The 19,288-nt window shown below is 72.0% G+C and carries 19 protein-coding genes; 10 read left to right on the top strand and 9 right to left on the bottom strand.

Annotated elements, in window-relative coordinates; genetic code table 11:
• Positions 1–343 precede the first annotated feature (343 nt).
• The gene (locus QRN30_RS13140) at positions 344–4,171 is read right to left on the bottom strand and encodes an ATP-binding protein (RefSeq protein WP_017887993.1); all 3,828 of its coding nucleotides are present in this window, start codon (positions 4,169–4,171) and stop codon (positions 344–346) included.
• 143 nt (positions 4,172–4,314) lie between these two features.
• Between QRN30_RS13140 and QRN30_RS13135 the strand changes: the two genes are divergently transcribed.
• From QRN30_RS13135 to QRN30_RS13125, 3 genes are all read left to right on the top strand, one after another.
• Entirely contained in the window at positions 4,315–5,187 is an 873-nt protein-coding gene (locus QRN30_RS13135) for an HpcH/HpaI aldolase/citrate lyase family protein (protein ID WP_017887994.1), read from the top strand.
• Between the two features lie 10 nt (positions 5,188–5,197).
• Positions 5,198–5,665, top strand: a complete 468-nt coding sequence (locus tag QRN30_RS13130; protein ID WP_071250339.1) for a DUF6264 family protein — start codon at positions 5,198–5,200, stop codon at positions 5,663–5,665.
• 181 nt (positions 5,666–5,846) lie between these two features.
• Positions 5,847–6,725, top strand: a complete 879-nt coding sequence (locus QRN30_RS13125) for an aldo/keto reductase (RefSeq protein ID WP_031260190.1) — start codon at positions 5,847–5,849, stop codon at positions 6,723–6,725.
• A gap of 81 nt (positions 6,726–6,806) precedes the next feature.
• Here the strand turns inward: QRN30_RS13125 and QRN30_RS13120 are convergent, their stop codons facing one another.
• Positions 6,807–7,292: a hypothetical protein gene (locus QRN30_RS13120; protein ID WP_071250337.1), complete on the bottom strand. Its 486-nt coding sequence runs from the start codon at positions 7,290–7,292 to the stop codon at positions 6,807–6,809.
• Positions 7,292–7,699 carry a hypothetical protein gene (locus tag QRN30_RS13115; RefSeq protein WP_017887998.1) on the bottom strand — a complete coding sequence of 136 codons (408 nt, stop codon included), beginning with the start codon at positions 7,697–7,699 and terminating at the stop codon, positions 7,292–7,294. The genes QRN30_RS13120 and QRN30_RS13115 overlap by 1 nt, the downstream gene beginning before the upstream one ends.
• Positions 7,700–7,845: 146 nt before the next feature.
• Between QRN30_RS13115 and QRN30_RS13110 the strand changes: the two genes are divergently transcribed.
• Positions 7,846–8,811 (top strand): NAD(P)H-quinone oxidoreductase, encoded by a 966-nt coding sequence (locus QRN30_RS13110; protein ID WP_042540057.1) that lies wholly within the window; start codon positions 7,846–7,848, stop codon positions 8,809–8,811.
• On the opposite strand, the gene QRN30_RS13105 is transcribed toward QRN30_RS13110, so the two are convergent.
• From QRN30_RS13105 to QRN30_RS13080, 6 genes are all read right to left on the bottom strand, one after another.
• A complete protein-coding gene (locus QRN30_RS13105) occupies positions 8,808–9,584 on the bottom strand; it encodes an amino acid ABC transporter ATP-binding protein (protein WP_042540059.1) in 777 nt (258 codons plus the stop codon). The two genes, QRN30_RS13110 and QRN30_RS13105, sit on opposite strands and share 4 nt — an antisense overlap.
• The gene (locus QRN30_RS13100; RefSeq protein WP_017888001.1) at positions 9,581–10,459 is read right to left on the bottom strand and encodes an amino acid ABC transporter permease; all 879 of its coding nucleotides are present in this window, start codon (positions 10,457–10,459) and stop codon (positions 9,581–9,583) included. The genes QRN30_RS13105 and QRN30_RS13100 overlap by 4 nt, the downstream gene beginning before the upstream one ends.
• 4 nt (positions 10,460–10,463) lie before the next feature.
• Complete coding sequence (locus tag QRN30_RS13095; RefSeq protein ID WP_017888002.1) at positions 10,464–11,285, bottom strand: ABC transporter substrate-binding protein; 822 nt, start codon at positions 11,283–11,285, stop codon at positions 10,464–10,466.
• Between the two features lie 85 nt (positions 11,286–11,370).
• Complete coding sequence (locus tag QRN30_RS13090) at positions 11,371–11,889, bottom strand: cupin domain-containing protein (protein ID WP_284761192.1); 519 nt, start codon at positions 11,887–11,889, stop codon at positions 11,371–11,373.
• Positions 11,886–13,271: an amidohydrolase family protein gene (locus tag QRN30_RS13085; RefSeq protein ID WP_071250333.1), complete on the bottom strand. Its 1,386-nt coding sequence runs from the start codon at positions 13,269–13,271 to the stop codon at positions 11,886–11,888. Before QRN30_RS13085 ends, QRN30_RS13090 begins: the two co-directional genes overlap by 4 nt.
• Positions 13,268–15,103 carry an adenosylhomocysteinase gene (locus tag QRN30_RS13080; protein ID WP_194590066.1) on the bottom strand — a complete coding sequence of 612 codons (1,836 nt, stop codon included), beginning with the start codon at positions 15,101–15,103 and terminating at the stop codon, positions 13,268–13,270. Before QRN30_RS13080 ends, QRN30_RS13085 begins: the two co-directional genes overlap by 4 nt.
• Before the next feature lie 114 nt (positions 15,104–15,217).
• Here QRN30_RS13080 and QRN30_RS13075 point away from each other — a divergent pair, with 114 nt between their 5' ends.
• The 6 genes from QRN30_RS13075 (at position 15,218) to QRN30_RS13050 (ending at position 19,265) form a co-directional block, all read left to right on the top strand.
• Entirely contained in the window at positions 15,218–15,487 is a 270-nt protein-coding gene (locus tag QRN30_RS13075; RefSeq protein WP_017888006.1) for a glutaredoxin family protein, read from the top strand.
• Positions 15,488–15,540: 53 nt separating this feature from the next.
• Positions 15,541–16,434: an amidohydrolase family protein gene (locus QRN30_RS13070; RefSeq protein ID WP_284761191.1), complete on the top strand. Its 894-nt coding sequence runs from the start codon at positions 15,541–15,543 to the stop codon at positions 16,432–16,434.
• A gap of 42 nt (positions 16,435–16,476) precedes the next feature.
• On the top strand, positions 16,477–17,325 hold the full coding sequence (locus QRN30_RS13065) for a fumarylacetoacetate hydrolase family protein (RefSeq protein WP_056071728.1): 849 nt from the start codon (positions 16,477–16,479) through the stop codon (positions 17,323–17,325).
• Positions 17,325–18,119 (top strand): SDR family NAD(P)-dependent oxidoreductase, encoded by a 795-nt coding sequence (locus QRN30_RS13060; protein WP_201300444.1) that lies wholly within the window; start codon positions 17,325–17,327, stop codon positions 18,117–18,119. Before QRN30_RS13065 ends, QRN30_RS13060 begins: the two co-directional genes overlap by 1 nt.
• 138 nt (positions 18,120–18,257) lie before the next feature.
• Complete coding sequence (locus tag QRN30_RS13055) at positions 18,258–18,893, top strand: FadR/GntR family transcriptional regulator (protein ID WP_042540122.1); 636 nt, start codon at positions 18,258–18,260, stop codon at positions 18,891–18,893.
• Between the two features lie 96 nt (positions 18,894–18,989).
• Complete coding sequence (locus QRN30_RS13050) at positions 18,990–19,265, top strand: GlsB/YeaQ/YmgE family stress response membrane protein (RefSeq protein WP_056071734.1); 276 nt, start codon at positions 18,990–18,992, stop codon at positions 19,263–19,265.
• Positions 19,266–19,288: the final 23 nt, after the last annotated feature.

The raw sequence follows: 19,288 nt of genomic DNA, 5'->3' as shown, positions 1-19,288 counted from the left end.
GGGTACCGGTTACCAGTGCGGCGGGACGTCGCGCCGGAGCTGGTCGTCGTTCTCACCGTCGCGGTGTCGCGCCGGTTCCGGCGGCGGCGCCGGGGCGTAGCCCGCCACCGGCTGGGTGGTGACGCGCCTGCGGCGCCGCACCGGGCCTCCCGACGGGTCGTCCGTGTCAGGTTGCGGAACCGCTGATCCGGGAGGCGCGGCTGACGACACGTCGTCGGCCCGCGTCCACGTGCCCACCAGCTGGTCCGTCTCCGGCGTCACCGGACCGGCGGGCCGCGAGGCCCGGCGGCTCATCGGCGGGCGGGGCCGACCGTGGACACGCTGGGATCGAGGTCCTGCGTGCTCACCGGCGGGCGGGGATCGGTGGGATCGAGATCTCCTGCGTGGCACCGCGGTCGACCCCGAGCACGGACGCGACGGTGTCGGCAACGCGGTCCGGGTCGGAGAACAGCTGGAACGCGTGCACGCGCACGTAGTGCCAGCCGAGACGACGGAGCACCTCGGGGCGCAGGCGCAGGGACTCGCGCAGCGATCCCTTGACGAGCGACGCGTCGGTCTCGATGGTGACGCACACCCCGCCGTGCGCGGCGACGAGACCGAGCTTGCCACGGTGGCCGAGCGCGACCGGGATGCCGCGCATCTCGAGGCGACGGGCCAGGTCGACGAGCAACGGGTCGGAGTCGTCCGGCACGTACTCGGCGGTCGTGCGGGCGCGCACCTCGGCCAGGATCTCCGCGAGGGCGATGGTGCCGTGGCCCATGCGCTCGGCCTCGATGTCGGACGGCTGGAAGCACGTGACGATGACCATCGAGCGACGGGCACGGGTCATCGCGACCGCGAGCAGCCGCTCGCCGCCGGGCTTGCCGAGCGGACCGAAGTCGCGCAGCACGCGGCCGTGCGGGGTGCGGCCGTAGCCGATGGAGAACACGACACGGTCGCGGCTCTGCGCCACCGACTGCTCGAGCGTCGCCACGATGAACGGTTCGGCGCGGTCGCCGATGACGAACTCGGTCAGGTCCTTGTGGCCCTGGGCGGCGGTCAGCACGGCCTGCTCGACCCGCACGGCGTGCTTCGCCGACGCGGTGATGACCATGAGCGACTCGGTCGGGCGGGTGCGGGCGTGGTCGATGACGAGCCGGACCACGCGGTCCACCTCGGCGTCGACGCTCTCGACGGCACCGGACTCGGGGTCGGGGACGGCTTTGCCGTCGCTGACGTAGTCGAGCGCGATCGAGCCGTGGCCCAGGAACGAGCCGGCCCACGGCAGGGACTCGATCTTGCCGCCGTAGAAGCGACGGTTCACGAGCTCGGCCAGGTCCTCGCCGCCGGCGCGGTACGACCGCGACAGCGACAGGGTGGGCAGCAGGGTGGAGAGCTTCGCGAGTGCGGAGTCCGCGTGGAACGCGTCGAGCGTGCCCTCGTCGACCTGCAGCGCCCGGTGCTCGGGGTCCACGGCGATGCGGAACGGCGACGGTGTCTGGGTGACGGGGTCACCGAACACGACGGTCTGGCGGGCACGACGGACGGCACCGACGGTCTCGGCGATCGTCACGGCACCGGCGTCGACCAGGATCACGGTGTCGAACGGCATCGTGTCGGCGATCTGCGGCACCTCGTACGGGCTCGCGAGCCAGACGGGGGCGATCGACCGGGACAGGTGCGGTGCGGAGTCCTGCAGCAGGCGCGAGGTGATCGCGCCGTCACGCAGCTGCGTCTTGAGCGCCGTCGCTTCTTCGGGCCAGTCGACGAGACCGACCTTCCAGTTCTCGGCGAGCTGCCACGCCAGGCCCTGGGAGACCCCGGCCGCGTGGGCGTCGTCCACCAGGCGGAAGTCGGCCTCGACCCGGTCGAGCATGTCGGTGTTCGCGCCGAGCAGGGCCCGGTCGGACTCGAGCATGGTCTCGAGGGCGGACTGCCACCAGGCGAGCTCGAGCTCGGCCGGCACCTGCACGTCCGGCACGTGCCGGTTCGCCAGGTCGGTGATGAGCGGTTCGAGCTGCAGGTCACGCAGGGTCTGCATGAGCTCGGTGCGCTCCTGCAGGTTGTGCAGGACGTCGGACTCGGCGGCGAGCTCGGCGATGGTCGGGACGAGCTGGTCGACCGGGGTGTTCGCGAGCTGGCGGTCGCGCTCGGTGCGGCCCAGCGGCTCGTCGAGACGCGCGAGGTCCTCGGCGACGTTCGAGAACAGCACCTGCACGTCGGCGATGCCGGTCGGCACCTCGGGGTTCACGCCGGCGGCGACGTAGCGCTGCCAGAGCACGCGCTGCTGCTGGACGCGGGTCAGTGCCTCGTGCAGGTCGGACACGTGCACGCCCGGTCGGACGTACTCACGCGCGAGCTTCTTCAGCCGCCGACGGTTCGTGGACGACATCGGGGCGCCCTCGCCGCGGGGGGCGGTGGCGGCCACGAGCTCGGACACCGAGCGGTCGAACACCACCGGCAGGAAGCGGTCGAGCGTGTCGCGGATCTCGGTGAGCAGGCGCAGGTAGATGCCGAGCTCGTTGATCGTCGTGAACTGGCGCATGTGCGTCGTGCTCACCAGGTCGTGGGCACGGCGGAGCAGGGTCGGCAGGCCGTCGGCGTCCAGGTCCTTCGCGATGCGGTGCGCACGCTGCGCCCCGTCGCTCGAGGAGAACTTCGCGCCGTACCAGGGCGAGTCGTCGGGGCCGTAGCGGAACTCGCCGAGGTTCGCGGCGCTGACCATGGTCTCGGCGACGCGCGACCGGCCGTCGACCATCGAGGCCACGGACTGCTTCGACAGCCGAGCGGTCGTCGACGGGGCGACGGGCAGCAGCGACAGGCGCGACAGCTCCACCAGGCAGTCGAGCACCGAGACGCCGAAGTCGGGGTCCTTGCGGGTGAGCGAGCCGCGGTAGTCCTTCAGCACCTTGCGCAGGCGGACCAGGGCGTCGTCGACCTCGCGGAGGTTCGGCCGCGCGGCCTTCTCGTTGCGGGCGATGGCACGGACGACGTCGCGGCGCAGGGTCGACGGCGTGACGGCGACCCCGGGCAGCTGGACCTCGCCGAAGCGTGCGGCGATGCCCCGCAGGGTGGCGCGGCGCGGGCTCACGACGAGGACGCGCTTGTTCGCCGCGACCAGGCCGCCCAGGGCGTTCACGATGGTCTGGGTGCCACCGGTGCCCGGCAGGGTCTTCACGACGATGGAGTTGCCGGCCGTGATCTGGGCGATCACGTTCTCCTGCTCGTCGTCGGCGTCGAGCAGCAGCGTGTCGGTCTCGGGGCTGCGCTCGTCCGACGGGGTCTGCTCGACGGGGTGGTAGGACTGCTCGACCTGCCACTTCGCGCTCGGGTTGCCTGCCAGGGCGTCCAGCACGGGGTGCGACAGGTCGCCGGTGTCCTCGACCATGCCGGTCGCGACCTCGGCGAAGGCGGACACCACGAGTCGGGCGTGCACCGAGAAGCCCGGGATGTGCGCGGTCAGCCCACGCAGCCGGTCGATGACGGGGTTCGGTGTGAACGAGCCGTCCTGCTGTGCGAGGGCCACGAAGGACTGCGCGTCGAGGATCACCCCGAACTGCTCGTGGAGGGCGTCGGCGAGGCCCGGGTTGAGCACCGGCTCGCCGAGCAGTCGCACCTCGAAGTCGCGTCCGTGCCGACGGATCGCCAGCGGTCGCAGGAGCACGGGGCCGCGGAACTGCTCGTCGCCGTGCTTCCAGTCGGCCATGCCGATGCCGAGCTTCACGGCGTCGATGCCGCGCACGGTGGCGAGCTCGGTGCCCTTCGCCTCGACGTGTCCGGCGGCCACGCGGGCGGCACGGAGCGCCACCTCGTCGCGGATCAGGCTGGACAGCAGGGTCGTCTTGCCGGTGATGAACTGCGCGAGACCACCGGGGTGGGTGGTCGACAGCTCGATGCGGGCGCGCGGGTGGTCGCTGAAGTGCGTGAGCGGGCTGGTGCCACCGACCCCGGTCAGCTGGGTGCGCCAGCCGTCCCACGTCGGTTCCGCCGCGTTGCCCGCCTGCAACCGCGGGTCGCCCAGGCTGATCGCCTGCGGGCTCGTCATCTGCAGCTCCGGGCGGAGCATGCGGTCCGGCTCGTCGTCGGTCCGTTCCTGGTCCACGTCCTGCTGCTCGTCTCGATCGTCGTCGGAGCGCGCGCGGGCACCCTCGACGGGGACGTCGTCGTTCACGTCGTCCTCACCGTCGGTCACCCTGTCCGCTCGCCACACATCCGACACTGTAGGCGGAACCGGACGGCCTCTCTGGCAATGAACCGAGGTTTCGGGGTTTCCGCATCGACGCGGCACGCGTCCGAGCGAGGCGTTCGTCCCCTCTGGTGTGGTACCAACGGGGCATGGCCATCGACGACCGCACCGCTCCGTCCGCCCCCACGCCGAACCGGCGTCGATCGGTCCCCGCCGAGATCTCACGCTCGTGGCTGCTGGTCTCCGGCACCGCGACCGATCGGTTCGACAAGTCCCAGCGGTCCCGCGCCGACCAGATCATCCTGGACATCGAGGACGCCGTCGACCCCGCCGCGAAGCCCTCGGCACGGCAGGGCGTCGCCGCCTGGCTGGCCGGCGGTGGCGAGGCCTGGGTGCGCATCAACGACGTCACGACGGACTTCTGGGCCGACGACGTCGAGGAGCTCCGTGGCCTGCCCGGGCTGCAGGGCGTCATGCTCGCCAAGACCGAGTCCCCCGCCCAGGTCACCGACACCTGGCACCGGCTCGGCGGCCAGACGCCGGTGATCGCCCTGGTCGAGTCGGCGCTCGGCATCGAGGAGTCCGTGTCGATCGCCAAGGCGCAGGGTGCGTTCCGCCTGGCCTTCGGGTCCGGCGACTACCGCCGCGACACCGGGACGAGCGCCGACACCCTCGCGATGGCGTACCCGCGGTCGAAGCTCGTCGTCGCCTCGCGCGTCGGCGACCTGCCCGGCCCGATCGACGGCCCCACGGTCGGGTCGTCGCACCCGATCCTCCGCGAGCAGTCGCAGGTCGCCGTGTCGCTCGGCCTCACCGGCAAGCTCTGCCTGGACACCGAGCAGCTCCCCGTCATCAACGAGGTCATCTCCCCCACCCCGACCGACGTCGCCTGGGCACAGGACTTCCTGGACGACTTCGAGGCCCGCGGCCGGGTCATCCGCGACGGTTCCGACCTGCCCCGACTCGGTCGGGCGCAGAAGATCCAGCGGCTCGCACAGGCGTTCGGGGTCGAGGCGCGGTAGGACTGCACGCATGACCTGGTCCAACGTCCCCGGCCCTCCGCAGCAGCCCTCCTCCGCCCCCACGGACGCGCAGCGCGCGGCGTGGGAGCGCGGCGGCACCACGTTGTTCCCGCCGGCGAAGCTCGCCGACCGGATCTCGACGGTCCTGCTCCTGGTGTTCGGTGCCGTGATGACCGCGATCACGGCGGTCGTCGGCATCATCGCGGTCGCCTCGGCCACGACGTCGTGCGACGCCTCGGCCGGGTGCTCGCCCGGCGGGTACTTCGGTGGCGCCGCCATCGCGGTCGGTGGCGCGTTCGTCATCGGGGTCGCCACGATCGTGCTGTCGATCGGCGCATGGATCCGCCGCAAGCCGTCGTGGTGGATCGCCGCGATCGGCTTCGTGCTCGCGATCGTCGTCATCGCCTGGGGCGGCGTCGTGTTCGCGAACGCCGTCGACAGCGGTTCCGCCGCGTCGTCGGTGTCCGCCAGCGCCTGACCGACACCACCCTTCCGACAGGACACGCGTCGATCGACGCGTGTCCTGTCGGAGAACGCGTGTCCGTTCCGGCCTGGAGGCGCGAAGGCGGGGCCGCCACGGGCCTCCCGTCCGCCTGTCGGTCACGGTCACGGCGTGACCACCTGGGCGTGCGGGCGCACCCCCGGCGCATGCTGGGCCGATGAAGCAACGAGTCATCGGAGACGTGTCCGTCAGTGCCATCGGTCTGGGCGGGATGCCCATGTCGATCGAGGGCCGACCGGACGAGCGTCAGTCCATCGCCACGATCCACGCAGCGCTCGAGAACGGTGTCACGCTCATCGACACCGCCGACGCCTACCACCTCGGCGGCCACGACGAGGTGGGGCACAACGAGGAGCTCATCGCGCGGGCCGTCCGGGAGTACCACGACGACACCTCGGCCGTGCTCATCGCGACGAAGGGCGGACACCTGCGCCCCGAAGCCGGCAACTGGACCCAGAACGGGCACCCGGAGTACCTGAAGGAGGCGGCGAAGGCGTCGGCGAAGCGGCTCGGCGTCGAGCAGATCGGCCTGTACCAGTTCCACCGTCCCGACCCCGCGGTGCCCTACGCCGACTCGATCGGGGCGCTCGCCGAGCTGCTCGACGAGGGCGTCATCCGGATGGCGGGCATCTCGAACGCCGACCCGGACCAGATCCGCACCGCGAACGAGGTGCTCGGCGGACGCCTGGCCTCGGTGCAGAACCAGTACTCGCCGAAGTTCCGCTCGAGCGAGCCGGAGCTCGAACTGTGCGACGAGCTCGGCATCGCGTTCCTGCCGTGGAGCCCCCTCGGCGGCATCGGGAGTGCGGCGGACCTCGGCACGGCGTTCGAGGACTTCGCCTACATCGCCCGCGACCGTGGCGTCACCCCGCAGGTCATCGCCCTGGCGTGGGAGCTGCAGAAGAGCGACGTCGTCGTCCCGATCCCCGGGGCGTCGCGCCCGCAGTCGATCCTGAACTCGATCACCGCGCCGACCGTGCGGCTGCGACCGGAGGACGTCGCACGGCTCGACGCGTCGCAGGCCGCGGCCGCCTGACCCGTCCCCCTGGGATGCACGACGCCCCGCCGCTCCTTCGCAGGAGGGCGGGGCGTCGTCGTGTGTGGTGCGCGGTGGCGGTCAGCTCTTGGCGGGGCAGACGGCCGAAACCTGGTCGAGCGTGCTCTGCACGTCGGACTGGGCCTTCTTGACCTCGGTCGAGTCCTCTGCCGAACCGGACTCGATGGCCGAGCTGTAGCGCTTGGCCGCGCCCGAGAACTCCTCGAACGTGTCGTGCACCTGCTCGTTCGAGACCTTCGTCAGCGCCGAGTCGATGCGCTGGACGAACTCGCCGATGAGCGCCCCGCGGGCCTTCACGTCGGACGGAGCCGTGTTGGCCCCCTGCTCCTTGAGGAACGACGCGAGTTCGTTCTCGAGCAGGGAGCAGGCCTCCTGCTTGCTCTGCGCGGGTGCCGCCGCGGCGGTCTTCGACGCCGAGGGCGCACTGGACGCCCCCGAGTCACCGCCGGACGAGTTGCCACCGTTGCCACCGTCACCGCCGGAGCAACCGGCGAGCAGCGTGAGTGCGAGGCCGGCCGTGGCCAGCGCGGTGAGGGTGCGGCGCATCAGGAGTTGCACTCCTTCTGGAACGCGTTGCCGGCGTCCTGCACCTTGGTGCTGGACTTCGTCAGGCCCGAGACGTCGGCCGACTTCGGGTCCTCGGCGATGTCCTCGATGTCGTCGACCAGGTCGCCGTAGGCCTCTTCGAAGGCGTCGCCCTTGGCCTTCAGGTCGTCGTCCGACAGGTCGTCGACGCCGTCGGAGATCTTCGCGTCGAGCTCCTTGAGCTTCGTGACGGCGGCGTCCGGGTCGGACTGCAGGTTCGCGGCCTCGGACTGCACGCCCTCGGCAGCGGACTTGACGGTCTTCTCGAACTGGGTGCACTGCTCGGCCTTGGACGGCCCGGTGGAGCAACCGGCGAGCAGCGTGAGTGCGAGGCCGGCGGTGGCCAGCGCGATGAGCTTCTTGGGCATGGTGGAGGGTCCCCCTCGATCCGTCCGCACTCCCCCGGATGAGGTGCAGATCCATGATCGAGCGTACAGGGAAGATCCGCTCCGGGTCCGGCCGGCCGCGGCCCCCGACAGCCGGCACGAGGGACGGGGCGCGTACCGTCGAGGGCATGCACGCCATCACGTTCGACGACGCTTCCATGTCCGTCACCGACCTGCCCGACCCCCGACCCGGCACCGACGAGGTCCTGATCGAGGTCGCCGCCGCCGGCGTCAACAACGCGGACCTGCAGCAGCGCGCCGGGAACTACCCGCCGCCGCCCGGGGCCTCGGACGTCCTCGGGCTCGAGGTCTCCGGCACGGTCCGGGCCGTCGGCACCGGGGTCACGACCGTCGCGGTGGGCGACCGGGTGTGCGCACTGCTCTCCGGCGGCGGGTACGCGTCGCTCGTCGTCGCCCCGGTCACCCAGGTACTGCCGGTCCCCGACGGGGTCGACCTGGTCGAGGCCGCCGGTCTGCCCGAAGCCGCCTGCACGGTCTACTCGAACATCGGCATGCTCGCCGGGCTCCGACCCGGGCAGACGCTCCTGGTGCACGGTGGCACGGGCGGCATGGGGTCGCACGCGGTGCTGTGGGCGAAGGCCCTCGGTGCGACGGTCATCGCGACGAGCGGTGGGGAGCGCAAGGTCGCCGCGTCCCGGGACCTCGGTGCCGACCTGGTCGTCGACCACCGCACCGAGGACTTCGTGGAGCGCGTCCTGGCGTTCACCGACGGGGTCGGTGTCGACGTGGTGCTCGACGTCGTCGGCCCGTCCTACCTGGACCGGAACCTGCAGGCCCTCGCCCCGAACGGGCACATCGCGGTGATCGCCGCGGGCAGCGGCCGCACCGCCGAGCTCGACTTCGGGGTGCTGATGCGCAAGCGCGCGTCGATCAGCGGCACGACCCTGCGCGCCCGGCCGCTCGCCGAGAAGGCCGCGATCGTCGCCGCCGTCCGCGAGCACGTCTGGCCCTTCGTCGCCGACGGCAGCATCCGACCGGTCATCGACTCGGTACTGCCGCTCGCCGAGGTCGAGGAGGCCCACCGCCGCGTGCGCGACGGTGAGGTGATCGGCAAGGTGCTGCTGACGCCCTAGGCGTGCACGCGGGCGAGGAACTCGACCAGCGCGGGGTGCTGCGGGTGGTCGAGGACCTCGGCGGGCGATCCCTGCTCGACGACCTCGCCGCGGTGCAGGAAGACGATCCGGTCGGCGACGTTCCGCGCGAAGTGCATCTCGTGCGTCGTCATCAGGATCGTCGAGCCCTGCCGCTTCAGCTCGGTGACCAGGTCGAGCACCTCGCCGACGAGCTGGGGGTCGAGCGCACTCGTGACCTCGTCGAGCAACAGCAGCTCGGGGTCGGACGCGATGGCCCGGACGATGGCGACGCGCTGCTGCTGCCCGCCGGACAGCCGGTCGGGGTACGCGTCGGCGAACGAAGCGAGGCCGATCCGGTCGAGCAACCGTCGCGCGGTCTCCTCGGCCTGGGCCCGTCCGATGCCGTGCACCTGACGGGAAGCGAGCGTGACGTTGTCGAGCACGCTCATGTGCGGGAACAGGTTGAACTGCTGGAACACCACGCCGATGCGGGCCCGCACGGCGTCGACGGCGACGCGCGGGTCGGCGATGTCCGTGCCCTGCAGCAGGATCTCGCCGTCGTCGATGCCCTCGAGCAGGTTGACCGTCTTGAGCAGCGTCGACTTGCCCGACCCGGACGCCCCGATGACACAGATGACCTGGTGGCGGTGCACCGTCAGGTCGATCCCGCGCAGGACCTCGTGCTCGCCGAAGGCCTTGCGCAACCCGCGCAGCTCGAGGACCGCGGCGTCCGTACCGGACGCACCACGGGCCTCCAGGCCTGCCTCGCTCATACGGTCCCTCCGATCTGCTCACGCCGCTGCTGCCGACGCGCGATCGCGTCCGTGACGCGGATCAGCGGCAGGCTGATCACCACGAACAGCAGCCCGGCGACGAAGTAGGGGGTGAAGTTGTAGGTCTCGGCCTGCGCGATCTGGGCGGAGCGGACCGCGTCGACGGCGCCGAGGATCGAGACCAGGCCGACGTCCTTCTGCATCGACACGAAGTCGTTCATGAGCGCCGGCGTGACCTTGCGGATCGCCTGCGGCAGCACCACGAGGCGCAGCGTCTTGGCGTGCGAGAGCCCGAGCGACCGGGCGGCCAGGCGCTGCGAGGGGTGCACGGCCTCCATGCCGGCCCGGAGCACCTCGGCGATGTACGACGAGTAGGTCAGGGTGATCGCGATCGTGCCCCAGACCTCGGCGGGCAGCCGTGGGAACACCCCGAGCCCCGGGATGCCGTAGCCGACCAGGTAGAGCACGATGATGAGCGGCAGGCCGCGGAACAGGTCCGTGTACCCGGTCGCGAGCATCCGCAGCGGGAAGAACACCGGGTTGCGCAGGCCCCGCACGACCGCGAGCAGGGTGCCGAACACGGCGACGCCGATGGCGCTGAAGAACAGGATCCGGACGTTCAGCCACAGGCCCAGCAGGATGTCCGGGAACGTGTCGATCGCGGTCTCGGGGTCGAAGAACGACTGCTGCACCGCCGCCCAGCCGGGGGTGTTCACGACGCCGAAGTACACGACGGCGAGCACGACCAGGGTGGACACGACCGACACGACGACCGAACGACGGCCGCGCTGGCGACGGTAGAGCCGACGCTCGAGCTCGACCTGGCTCGGCGCGGGGGCGGCCACCGGGGTGCCGGTGCCTGCTGGCAGCGTCATGCGGTTACTTCAGGACCGGGGTGCCGGTCTCGGACGACAGCCACTTGGTCTGCAGCTTGTGCAGGGAGCCGTCGTCGTCGAGGGTCTTGAGGGCCTTGTCGACCTTGCTCGTGAGCTCCGAGTCCTTCGGCAGGACGAAGCCGAACTGGTCGCCCTTGCCGTCGTCGGGGAACTGCGCCGACACGGTCCCGTCGTCGAGCTGCGCGCCGGACATGTAGAACGCCGTCGGCAGGTCGGTGACGATGGCGTCGATCTGGCCGGACTTGAGTGCGAGCACGGCGTCGTCGTTCGAGTTGAACACCTGCGGGGTGACCCCGAGGACGTCCTTGACGCTCGCGATGCTCGTCGAGCCGGTCGCGACACCGATGGCGTCCTGCTTGAGCGCCGCGATCGTGGTGTCGTCGGCGGCCTTCGACTTCTCCGTCGTGACCACGGCCTGCGTCGTCGTGTAGTACGCGCTCGACATGTCGACGGCCTTCTTGCGCTTCGCGTCGATCGAGAACTGCTGGACGTTGAGGTCCCAGTCCTTCGGGCCCGGGGCGATGGCACTGTCGAAGGTGCTGCGCTTCCACACGACGTCGGACTTGCCGTAGCCCATCTCCTTCGCGACGGCGTACGCGACGGCGGACTCGAAGCCCTTGCCGGACTGCGGCTTGTTGTCCTCGACCCAAGGCGAGTACGCCGGGTCACCGGTGGCGATCGTGAGCTTGCCGTCGGTCACGGTGCCGTCGGCGTTGCTGCTCCCCCCGGCGGAGCAGGCCGACAGGGCGAGGGCGGCGACCGCGGCGGTGGCGACGGCGAGGGTGAAGCGGAGGGGACGGGTCACGGTCGGGCCTTCGTGCGAGGGGGGGGTGGGGGCAGGTCGAAGTGTACTTCGCGGTGGGATACCAACGCGAAACGGTGTCGCGGTGCTACTCGGCGGCAGAGTCCCCGTCGTCGGCCATGGTGAAGTCGTCGAACGAGAAGCCGGGCGACACCAGGCAGCTCAGCAGCACCTCGCCGTCGCCCGGGATCGTCCGCTGCCACACGCCGCCGCGCACGAACGCCTGCGCGTCGTTCACCCGGTCGCGGCCGGCGTCCGGGCCGAGCGTGATCGTCGCGCCGGGCTCGGGGACGTCACCGTCGCCGCCGAGCTGCAGGTCGACGGTGTCCGGACCGTGCCACATCCAGATCTCGTCGCTCGTGACCCGGTGCCAGGCCGAGGCCTCGCCCGGGGGGAGCAGGAAGTGGATCAGGGTGGCGGCGGGACGCTCCCCCGCGGGGGTGGTGACCGTCGCCGGCGAGGTCCAGGTGCGGACGTACCAACCGCCCTCGGGGTGCGGTTCCATGCCGAGGGCGATCGCGCGCTTCGGCACGTCGAGCCACTCGATCAGCTCACCGGTGACGGTTCGGCGTGCGGCCATCCCTGGGCGGGGTGCGGTCTCGGTCATCGTTCCTCCTGGTGCGGTGCGGGGATGTCCATGTGCGGGGAAGCCGGTTCGGTGACGACGCCCGCCGCGGCACGGACGACCCCGCGGATCACGGTGGCGGCCGCCCGCCCGGCGCCGTCCTCGACGAGCTCGGCGAGCGCGTCCGGCACGGTACGGGCATCGACGTCGAAGACCGCCAGGTCGGCTCGCGCCCCGACGGCGAGGTGCCCGATGCGGTCCGGCCCGACGGCGAGCCCCATCGCGTGCGCGCCACCGAGGGTCGCCGCCGCGAGCAGCCGCTCGTGCAGGTCCCGGTGCCCGTAGCCCTGGGCGCGGGCGATCCGGTGCAGCGCGGTGACGTCGGCCATCAGGTCGAGGGACGGTGACGACGACAGGGAGTCGGTGCCGATGGCGATCGGGCTGCCCTCGCGCAGGTAGTCGGCGACGGGCGGCGGATCGAGGCCGATGACGGCGTTCGACCGCGGGCACAGTGCGACGGCGGTGCCCCGGGCACGCAGGAGGGCCCGGTCGGCCGCGGTCATGTAGACGCCGTGGGCGATGTGGCAGTCCGGGCCGAGCACCCCGAGCCGGTCGACGAACGCGGTGGCACTCGCGCCGAAGCCCAGGGCTCGCAGCGCCCGGAACGACGGCACGTTCGCCAGGTGCCAGTCGTTCCCGTGTCCGACGCCGTCGACCCCGTCGAGCCCGGGGACCGGACCGAGGGCGGTGCGCTCCCCCTCGAACGCCGCTTCGCCGAGGTGCAGGTGCAGTCGCAGACCGCGCTGCCGCACGATGTCGGGGAGCTCGAGCAGCGGGGCGACCTCGAGCGAGTACGGCGCGTGTGGCGACAGACCCGCACCGGGCGTCGTGGGGATCCGGTCGAGTTCGTCGAGCACCTGGTCGCGACCGTGCGACTGCCAGGCGTCGTTCTCCCAGTCCATCACCTCCCAGTACGCGATGCCGCCGAGCCCGGCGTCCTGCAGCGCGGTGGCGGCCTCGATGTCGGTGACGATGTCCGCGATGCTCGTGACGCCGGCCAGGATCGACGCCCGTGCACCGTCCGCGGCTTCGGCCCGCCAGTCGTGCGGTTCGGCGTAGTCGACGTTGAACGCTGCGGCCCAGTCCTCGAATCCGCCGTACTGGCGCTGGCCGACACTGGCCATGCCGGTGTACTGCAGATGCGAGTGCGCGTTCACGAGTCCGGGCAGGAGCGCACCGCGCCACTGCCGCTCGGTGAACGTCGCGCCGGAACCGGTGAGCTGGTCGATGACCCACGACCGGTCGCCGACGTGCAGGATGCGGCCGTCCTGCACGGCGACCGCGCCGTCCGCGATCGGCGGCGCGGTCATCGGCACGACGACGCGCGCCGAGTGCACCGTGACCGGGTGCGGTCGGGCGCTCACGTGGGGTCTCCGAAACGGTGCGTCCGGACGTCCGGCTCGCGGTCCGCCGGGTGTTCAGGGGGAAGGCCTGGGCCCACGCCGCCGGTTCCGGTCTGACGCGCCAGCGGCAGCCCGGCCGTGCCGGTGGGGAGAGGCCCGACGTGCGTTCCGAAGGCGGCGAGCGCCGTGCGGGCGGTGATGTCGTCGACCGCGGGGTCGATCGGCACGACGGCACGCTCCAGCTCGTCGCCGCGTTCCAGGAGCATCCGGACGGCGCCGAGCTGCACGGCGAAGGACAGGTCCATGATCTCGACCGGGTTGCCCTCGGCCGCGGTGATGTTGATGCAGCCACCGTCGTCGAGCACGATCGGCCCGCCGTCGACGCCGGGGAACACGAACCGCTCGGCCTTCGGCCCCACGGGCCGCCGTTCGACCCCGGCGGCGAGGGCGTCGTCGACCGCGATCTCTTGGTCGACCCCACCGGCGACGGCGACGATCGCGCCGTCCGCGCAAGCACGGAGCACCTCGAGGTCGATGGTGTCCCGCACCCCGGTGGCGCTCATCACGAGGTCGGCGTCACGCACCGCCTGGACCAGCGGGGCCACGGCGTACCCGGCGAAGCGGGCCTGCAGGGCGCGGACCGGGTCGGTCTCGGCGACCGTCACCCGGAACCCGAGGGCGGCGAGCACCAGGGCGACCCCTTCGCCGACGTGCCCGAACCCGGCGACCGCCGCCGCGCCTCTCCCCACCGGCACGGCCAGCCCGCCGCTGGCGCGTCGAGCCGGAACCGGCGGCGTGGGCCCAGCCTGCAATCGGTGTGCGCCGGACGCGAGCCCGTCGACCAGGTCGAGCACCGCGAACACCGTCGACTGCCCGGTGCCGTACCGGTTGTCGAAGAACGTCTTGGTGCGGGCGTCGTTCACCGCGATCACGGGGATGCCGAGCTCGCCGCGCGCCGCCAGCACACGCAGGGGTCGCAGGCCGCTCGTGGTCTCCTCGGCGGCGCCGAGCATCGTCGGCAGCAGGTCGGGGCGCTCCTGGTGGGCGAGCCGGATGACGTGTGCCCCGTCGTCGAGCAGGATGTGCGGCGCCGTGTCGAGCATCGCGAGGGCCAGCCGCTTCTGTTCGGCGAGTGTCGCGGTGCTGCTCGCGAACACCGTCAGGCCGGCGGACCGCAGTGCGTCAGCGACGGCGTCGTCGGTCTCGTCGGCGTGGGCGTAGACGACGACCTCGGCACCGGCATCGCGGAGCAGCAGGCTCAGCACCGCCGTCTTGGGTTCGAGGAACATCGCGACGCCGATGCGTGTGCCGCGCAGGAGTCCGCCGTCGCGGAGTTCGGCGGCGACCGACCGGGCGACCGGCATCGACCGCCGGGCCCATCGCAGGCGGGCCTCGGCTGCGGGGTCGTGCTCGGGGTCGCGGCCGGTGGAGACGAGGAAGACGTCGTCGGAGAGCATCGGAACGGCGAGGACGCCGGGGCGGGCGGGTGCGACGGGACCGAAGGCGTCCTCGTCGACGGCGGGCAGGTACCGACCGGCGTCGATGACGACCAGGGTGGCGCCGCGTGGGCGGTCGGCTGCCTGCTCGACGGCGGGCGTCGATTCCTCGGGTGTGCCGAGACACCAGAGCTGGTCGACCAGGTCGGACGGCTGCTGCGGGTTCGACTGCTGCTGCTCGTCGGCCTCGCGCGCGCCGAGTGCGGTCAGCAGGTGCCGGAGCGCCGCGGCGTCCCGGGGGTCCCCGCCGACGATGCGGAACCGGCGGGCGGCGACGAGCAGGTTGGTCGCAGCGGCGAACCGCCGGACGGCCGCCGAGGCCCAGGCCAGCGTCGCGGGGTCGGGTGCTGGCGGCATGTGCCAATCGTAGGGCGAGGCCGGGCACGCGCCTGCTGCGGAGGCCTGCGGTCCTGTCGCCCTGCGACGCGGGCTCCGGGAATGCCCGGTGGCGCTCCGACGTACTCTCTGCACATGAGCGATGCGACGACTGCCCCCGACCGCGTGACCATGTTCGGCGCCGACTGGTGCCGCGACTGCCGTCGGTCCAAGGCGCTGCTCGACACCCTCGGCGTGGACTACGAGTACGTCGACGTGGAGCAGGACCTGTCCGCGGCGGACCGTGCCGAGGCGATCAGCGGCCGGAAGAACATCCCCGTCGTGGTGCTGCCGAACGGCAAGCACTTCGTCGAGCCGTCCGACGCCGAGCTGCGCGCCGAGCTCGAGGCCTCCGGCGTCGTCTGAGCCGCACCGGCAACGCGCGGGTGAACATCGGATGAATCAGGCATCATGAGCGCGTGATCATCGACGCTCACCACCACCTCTGGGATCCCGCCGACCGGCCGTACCCCTGGATGGACGACTCGGTCGCCCCGATCCGCCGACGGTTCGACGTGGACGACCTGCGCGCCGCCGCCCGGAGCACCGACGTCACCCGGACGATCGTCGTGCAGGCCGTGCACGACCCCGGCGAGACCGCCTGGCTCCTCGAGCAGCCCGAGCCGGTCGCCGGGGTCGTCGGCTGGGTGGACCTGACCGCCCCGGACGTCGCCGACCGGATCGCCGCCCTCGCCGCCCTCGTCGCACGACCCGGTCGCACCCCCGTGGACGGGAACCGCCTGGTCGGCATCCGGCACCAGGCGCAAGACGAACCGGACCCTGACTGGCTCGCCCGGCCCGAGGTCGTCCGAGGCGTCCGCGCCCTCGCCGCCGCCGGCCTGGTGTTCGACCTGCTCGTCCGCGCACGGGAGCACCGCGCAGCGCTGACACTGGTCGACGCCGTGCCCGAGGCCTCGTTCGTCCTCGACCACGCCGGCAAGCCCGACATCGCGGGCGGGGGCCCCGGGTGGCCGAGCCGGATGGACGACTTCGCCGCACGCCCCAACGTCGCCTGCAAGGTGTCCGGCCTGTTCACCGAGGCCGGCCCGGAGTGGCGACGGCAGCCGGTCGACCGGTACGTCCGCGCCGTGGTCGAGCGGTTCGGCCCGGCGCGGTCGATGTTCGGGTCGGACTGGCCCGTCTCGACACTCGCCACGACCTACGACGACGTGGCCCGACGCACCACCGAGGCGCTGGCCGACCTGAGCCCGGACGACCGCCAGGCGGTCCTCGGCGGCACGGCGGAGCGCACCTACCTGCATGACAGGACCCTCAGCACCCGGAACCTTGTCGACACCTCGGACCAGACATAGGATGTCTCTGGTTGCGCCGGTGCAGCCGGAGAGCGAGGAACGATGCAGTTCGCACGACTCGGCCCCGCGGGCGACGAGATCCCCGTCGCGGTCGACACCGACGGCGAGGTCCTCGACCTCCGCCCGATCACGACCGACATCAGCGGCGCCTTCCTGGCAGCGGACCCGGTCGCCCGCGTCCGGCACGCGCGCGACGCCGGCGACGTCCGGGTGCTGCCCGACGCAGAGGGCCTGCGTCGCGGCGCACCGGTGGCCCGCCCCGGCAAGGTCGTCTGCATCGGCCTGAACTACCGCGACCATGCCGCCGAGACCGGCGCCGAGATCCCGACCGAGCCGATCGTGTTCATGAAGGACCCGATGACGGTGATCGGCCCGGACGACCAGGTCCTGATCCCCCGCGGCAGCGAGAAGACCGACTGGGAGATCGAACTCGCCGTCGTCATCGGCGCCACCGCCCGGTACTGCGACTCCGACGAGGCGGCGAGCGCCTGCATCGCGGGCTACGCCATCGCGAACGACGTCTCCGAACGCGCCTTCCAGCTCGAGCGCGGCGGGCAGTGGGACAAGGGGAAGTCCTGCGAGACGTTCAACCCGCTCGGCCCGTGGCTGGTCACCCCCGACCAGGTCGACCCGGCGGCGCTCGCGCTCCGGCTCACCGTCAACGGCGAGGTGCGGCAGGACGGCACCACCGCCGACATGATCTTCCGACCCGTCGAGATCGTCCGGTACCTGTCGCAGTTCATGGTGCTGTACCCGGGCGACGTCATCAGCACGGGCACCCCCGCCGGGGTCGCCCTCGCAGGACACGCGCCGTACCTGCAGCCCGGCGACGTGGTCGAACTCACCGCCGACGGGCTCGGCTCGCAGCGCCAGACCGTAGGAGCAGCCTGATGACCGACACCACCGACCAGACCGGCACCACCGGCACCACCGGGACGCCCGGCAGCCACGCGGGTCTCCGCGCGATCGTCACCGGCGGCGCCTCCGGCATCGGCGCGGCCATCGCGGCAGCCCTGCGGGAGCGCGGCGCAGCGGTCGCCGTGCTCGACCTGCAGCCGTCCACCGCCGAGGGACTCGTCTCCGTCACCTGCGACGTGTCGTCCGACGAGTCCGTCCGTGCCGCCGTCGCGTCGGCCGTCGACCAGCTCGGCGGTCTCGACGTGCTCGTGAACAACGCCGGCATCGGCGCTCAGGGGAGCGTCGAGGACAACACCGACGACGAGTGGCGCCGCGTGTACGAGGTCAACGTGCTCGGTGCCGTTCGCCTGTCCCGCGCCGCACTCCCCCACCTCCGGGCCTCCGACAGCGCGAGCATCGTCAACACGTGCTCCGTCGCGGCCACCGCCGGACTCCCCCAGCGTGCGCTGTACTCGGCCACGAAGGGGGCGATCTCCGCACTCACCCGCGCGATGGCAGCCGACCACGTCCGCGAGGGCATCCGCGTCAACGCCGTCAACCCGGGCACCGCCGACACCCCGTGGATCGCACGGCTCCTGTCGACCGCGGACGACCCGGCAGCCGAACGCGCCGCGCTCGAGGCACGCCAGCCGCACGGCCGACTGGTGCAGGCAGCCGAGGTGGCCGAGGCGGTCGCCTACCTGACGAGCCCGCTCGCCCGGTCGACGACGGGCGTCGAGCTGGCGGTCGACGGCGGGATGCAGGCGCTCCGGCTGCGGCCGGCGTGATCGCGCCACGGCTCCGCCGCACGGCCTGGAGGCCCGTCCCGGGTATCGTCGGGACGTCCCGTCGCACAGGCGGCCGGGTCCACAGGAGGTGGTGACGTGGCGTCGTTGACCGACGATGCGATCGCACGCATCCAGCAGATGATCGTGAGCGGCGAGCTCCAACCCGGCCAGCGCCTCCCGCCCGAGAAGGAGCTGAGCGAGTCACTCGGCCTGTCGCGGAACAGCCTGCGTGAAGCGGTGAAGGCGCTCGAGCTCATCCGCGTGCTCGACGTCCGACGCGGCGACGGCACGTACGTGACGTCCCTCGAACCGGGCGTCCTGCTCGAGGCGGTGTCGTTCGTCGTCGACATGCACCACGACCGGTCGCTCGTCGACCTGCTCGAGGTGCGACGCATCCTGGAACCGGCGTCCGCCGTCCTGGCGACCGCCCGTGCCACGGAACAGCAGATCGACGAACTCGCGACCCTGATGCAGTCCGTCACCGACGACACCGGCGTCGAGGACCTCGTCGCCCACGACCTGTTGTTCCACTCGACCATCGCGGGCATCGGCGGCAACCAGTACCTGTCCGGACTGCTCGACGCCCTGTCGAGCAAGACGGTGCGGGTGCGGGTGTGGCGGGGGCTGACCCAGAACGGCTCGGTGCAGCGGACCCTCGACGAGCACGCGGCCATCGTCGACGCCATCCGACGCCGCGACCCGCAGCTCGTGCAGGCCCTCGTCGTGTCCCACGTCGAAGGGGTCGAGCGCTGGTTGCGGCGCTCCCTGGACTGAACCCGACAATCCTCCCAGGAACCTCGGAGTTGTGTCAGTCCTCGGCCCTGACTCCGGCAACCATGCCGCGGCAACCGCACCCACGAGGAGGACACCGTGCTCGGTCTCATCATCAGCTTGATCATCATCGGACTCATCGCCGGCGCTCTCGCCCGGCTCATCATCCCCGGCAAGCAGAACATCGGCATCCTCATGACGATCGTCCTGGGCATCGTCGGCTCGTTCGTCGGCGGATTCCTCGGCTACCTGATCTTCAACCACGATGGGAACGACGGCTTCTTCCAGCCGGCCGGCATCATCGGCTCGATCATCGGTGCCGTCATCGTGCTGTTCATCTACACGCGCGTCGCCGGCCGCGGTTCGCGCCGCTAGGCACCACACTGCCGGTCTGACCG

The organism is Curtobacterium sp. MEB011, assembly GCF_030209655.1.
Taxonomy (GTDB): domain Bacteria; phylum Actinomycetota; class Actinomycetes; order Actinomycetales; family Microbacteriaceae; genus Curtobacterium; species Curtobacterium poinsettiae.
Note: the sequence above shows the minus strand (reverse complement) of the source record. Positions and strands in the feature narration are given on the sequence as shown.

What these genes read in the sequence shown, in the direction of transcription:
- QRN30_RS13135 (WP_017887994.1), top strand. Translation starts at nt 4,315, where the DNA reads ATGGCCATCGACGACCGCACCGCTCCGTCCGCCCCCACGCCGAACCGG.
- QRN30_RS13130 (WP_071250339.1), top strand. Translation starts at nt 5,198, where the DNA reads ATGACCTGGTCCAACGTCCCCGGCCCTCCGCAGCAGCCCTCCTCCGCC.
- QRN30_RS13125 (WP_031260190.1), top strand. Translation starts at nt 5,847, where the DNA reads ATGAAGCAACGAGTCATCGGAGACGTGTCCGTCAGTGCCATCGGTCTG.
- QRN30_RS13120 (WP_071250337.1), bottom strand. Translation starts at nt 7,292, where the DNA reads ATGCGCCGCACCCTCACCGCGCTGGCCACGGCCGGCCTCGCACTCACG.
- QRN30_RS13115 (WP_017887998.1), bottom strand. Translation starts at nt 7,699, where the DNA reads ATGCCCAAGAAGCTCATCGCGCTGGCCACCGCCGGCCTCGCACTCACG.
- QRN30_RS13110 (WP_042540057.1), top strand. Translation starts at nt 7,846, where the DNA reads ATGCACGCCATCACGTTCGACGACGCTTCCATGTCCGTCACCGACCTG.
- QRN30_RS13105 (WP_042540059.1), bottom strand. Translation starts at nt 9,584, where the DNA reads ATGAGCGAGGCAGGCCTGGAGGCCCGTGGTGCGTCCGGTACGGACGCC.
- QRN30_RS13100 (WP_017888001.1), bottom strand. Translation starts at nt 10,459, where the DNA reads ATGACGCTGCCAGCAGGCACCGGCACCCCGGTGGCCGCCCCCGCGCCG.
- QRN30_RS13090 (WP_284761192.1), bottom strand. Translation starts at nt 11,889, where the DNA reads ATGACCGAGACCGCACCCCGCCCAGGGATGGCCGCACGCCGAACCGTC.
- QRN30_RS13080 (WP_194590066.1), bottom strand. Translation starts at nt 15,103, where the DNA reads ATGCCGCCAGCACCCGACCCCGCGACGCTGGCCTGGGCCTCGGCGGCC.
- QRN30_RS13075 (WP_017888006.1), top strand. Translation starts at nt 15,218, where the DNA reads ATGAGCGATGCGACGACTGCCCCCGACCGCGTGACCATGTTCGGCGCC.
- QRN30_RS13065 (WP_056071728.1), top strand. Translation starts at nt 16,477, where the DNA reads ATGCAGTTCGCACGACTCGGCCCCGCGGGCGACGAGATCCCCGTCGCG.
- QRN30_RS13060 (WP_201300444.1), top strand. Translation starts at nt 17,325, where the DNA reads ATGACCGACACCACCGACCAGACCGGCACCACCGGCACCACCGGGACG.
- QRN30_RS13055 (WP_042540122.1), top strand. Translation starts at nt 18,258, where the DNA reads ATGATCGTGAGCGGCGAGCTCCAACCCGGCCAGCGCCTCCCGCCCGAG.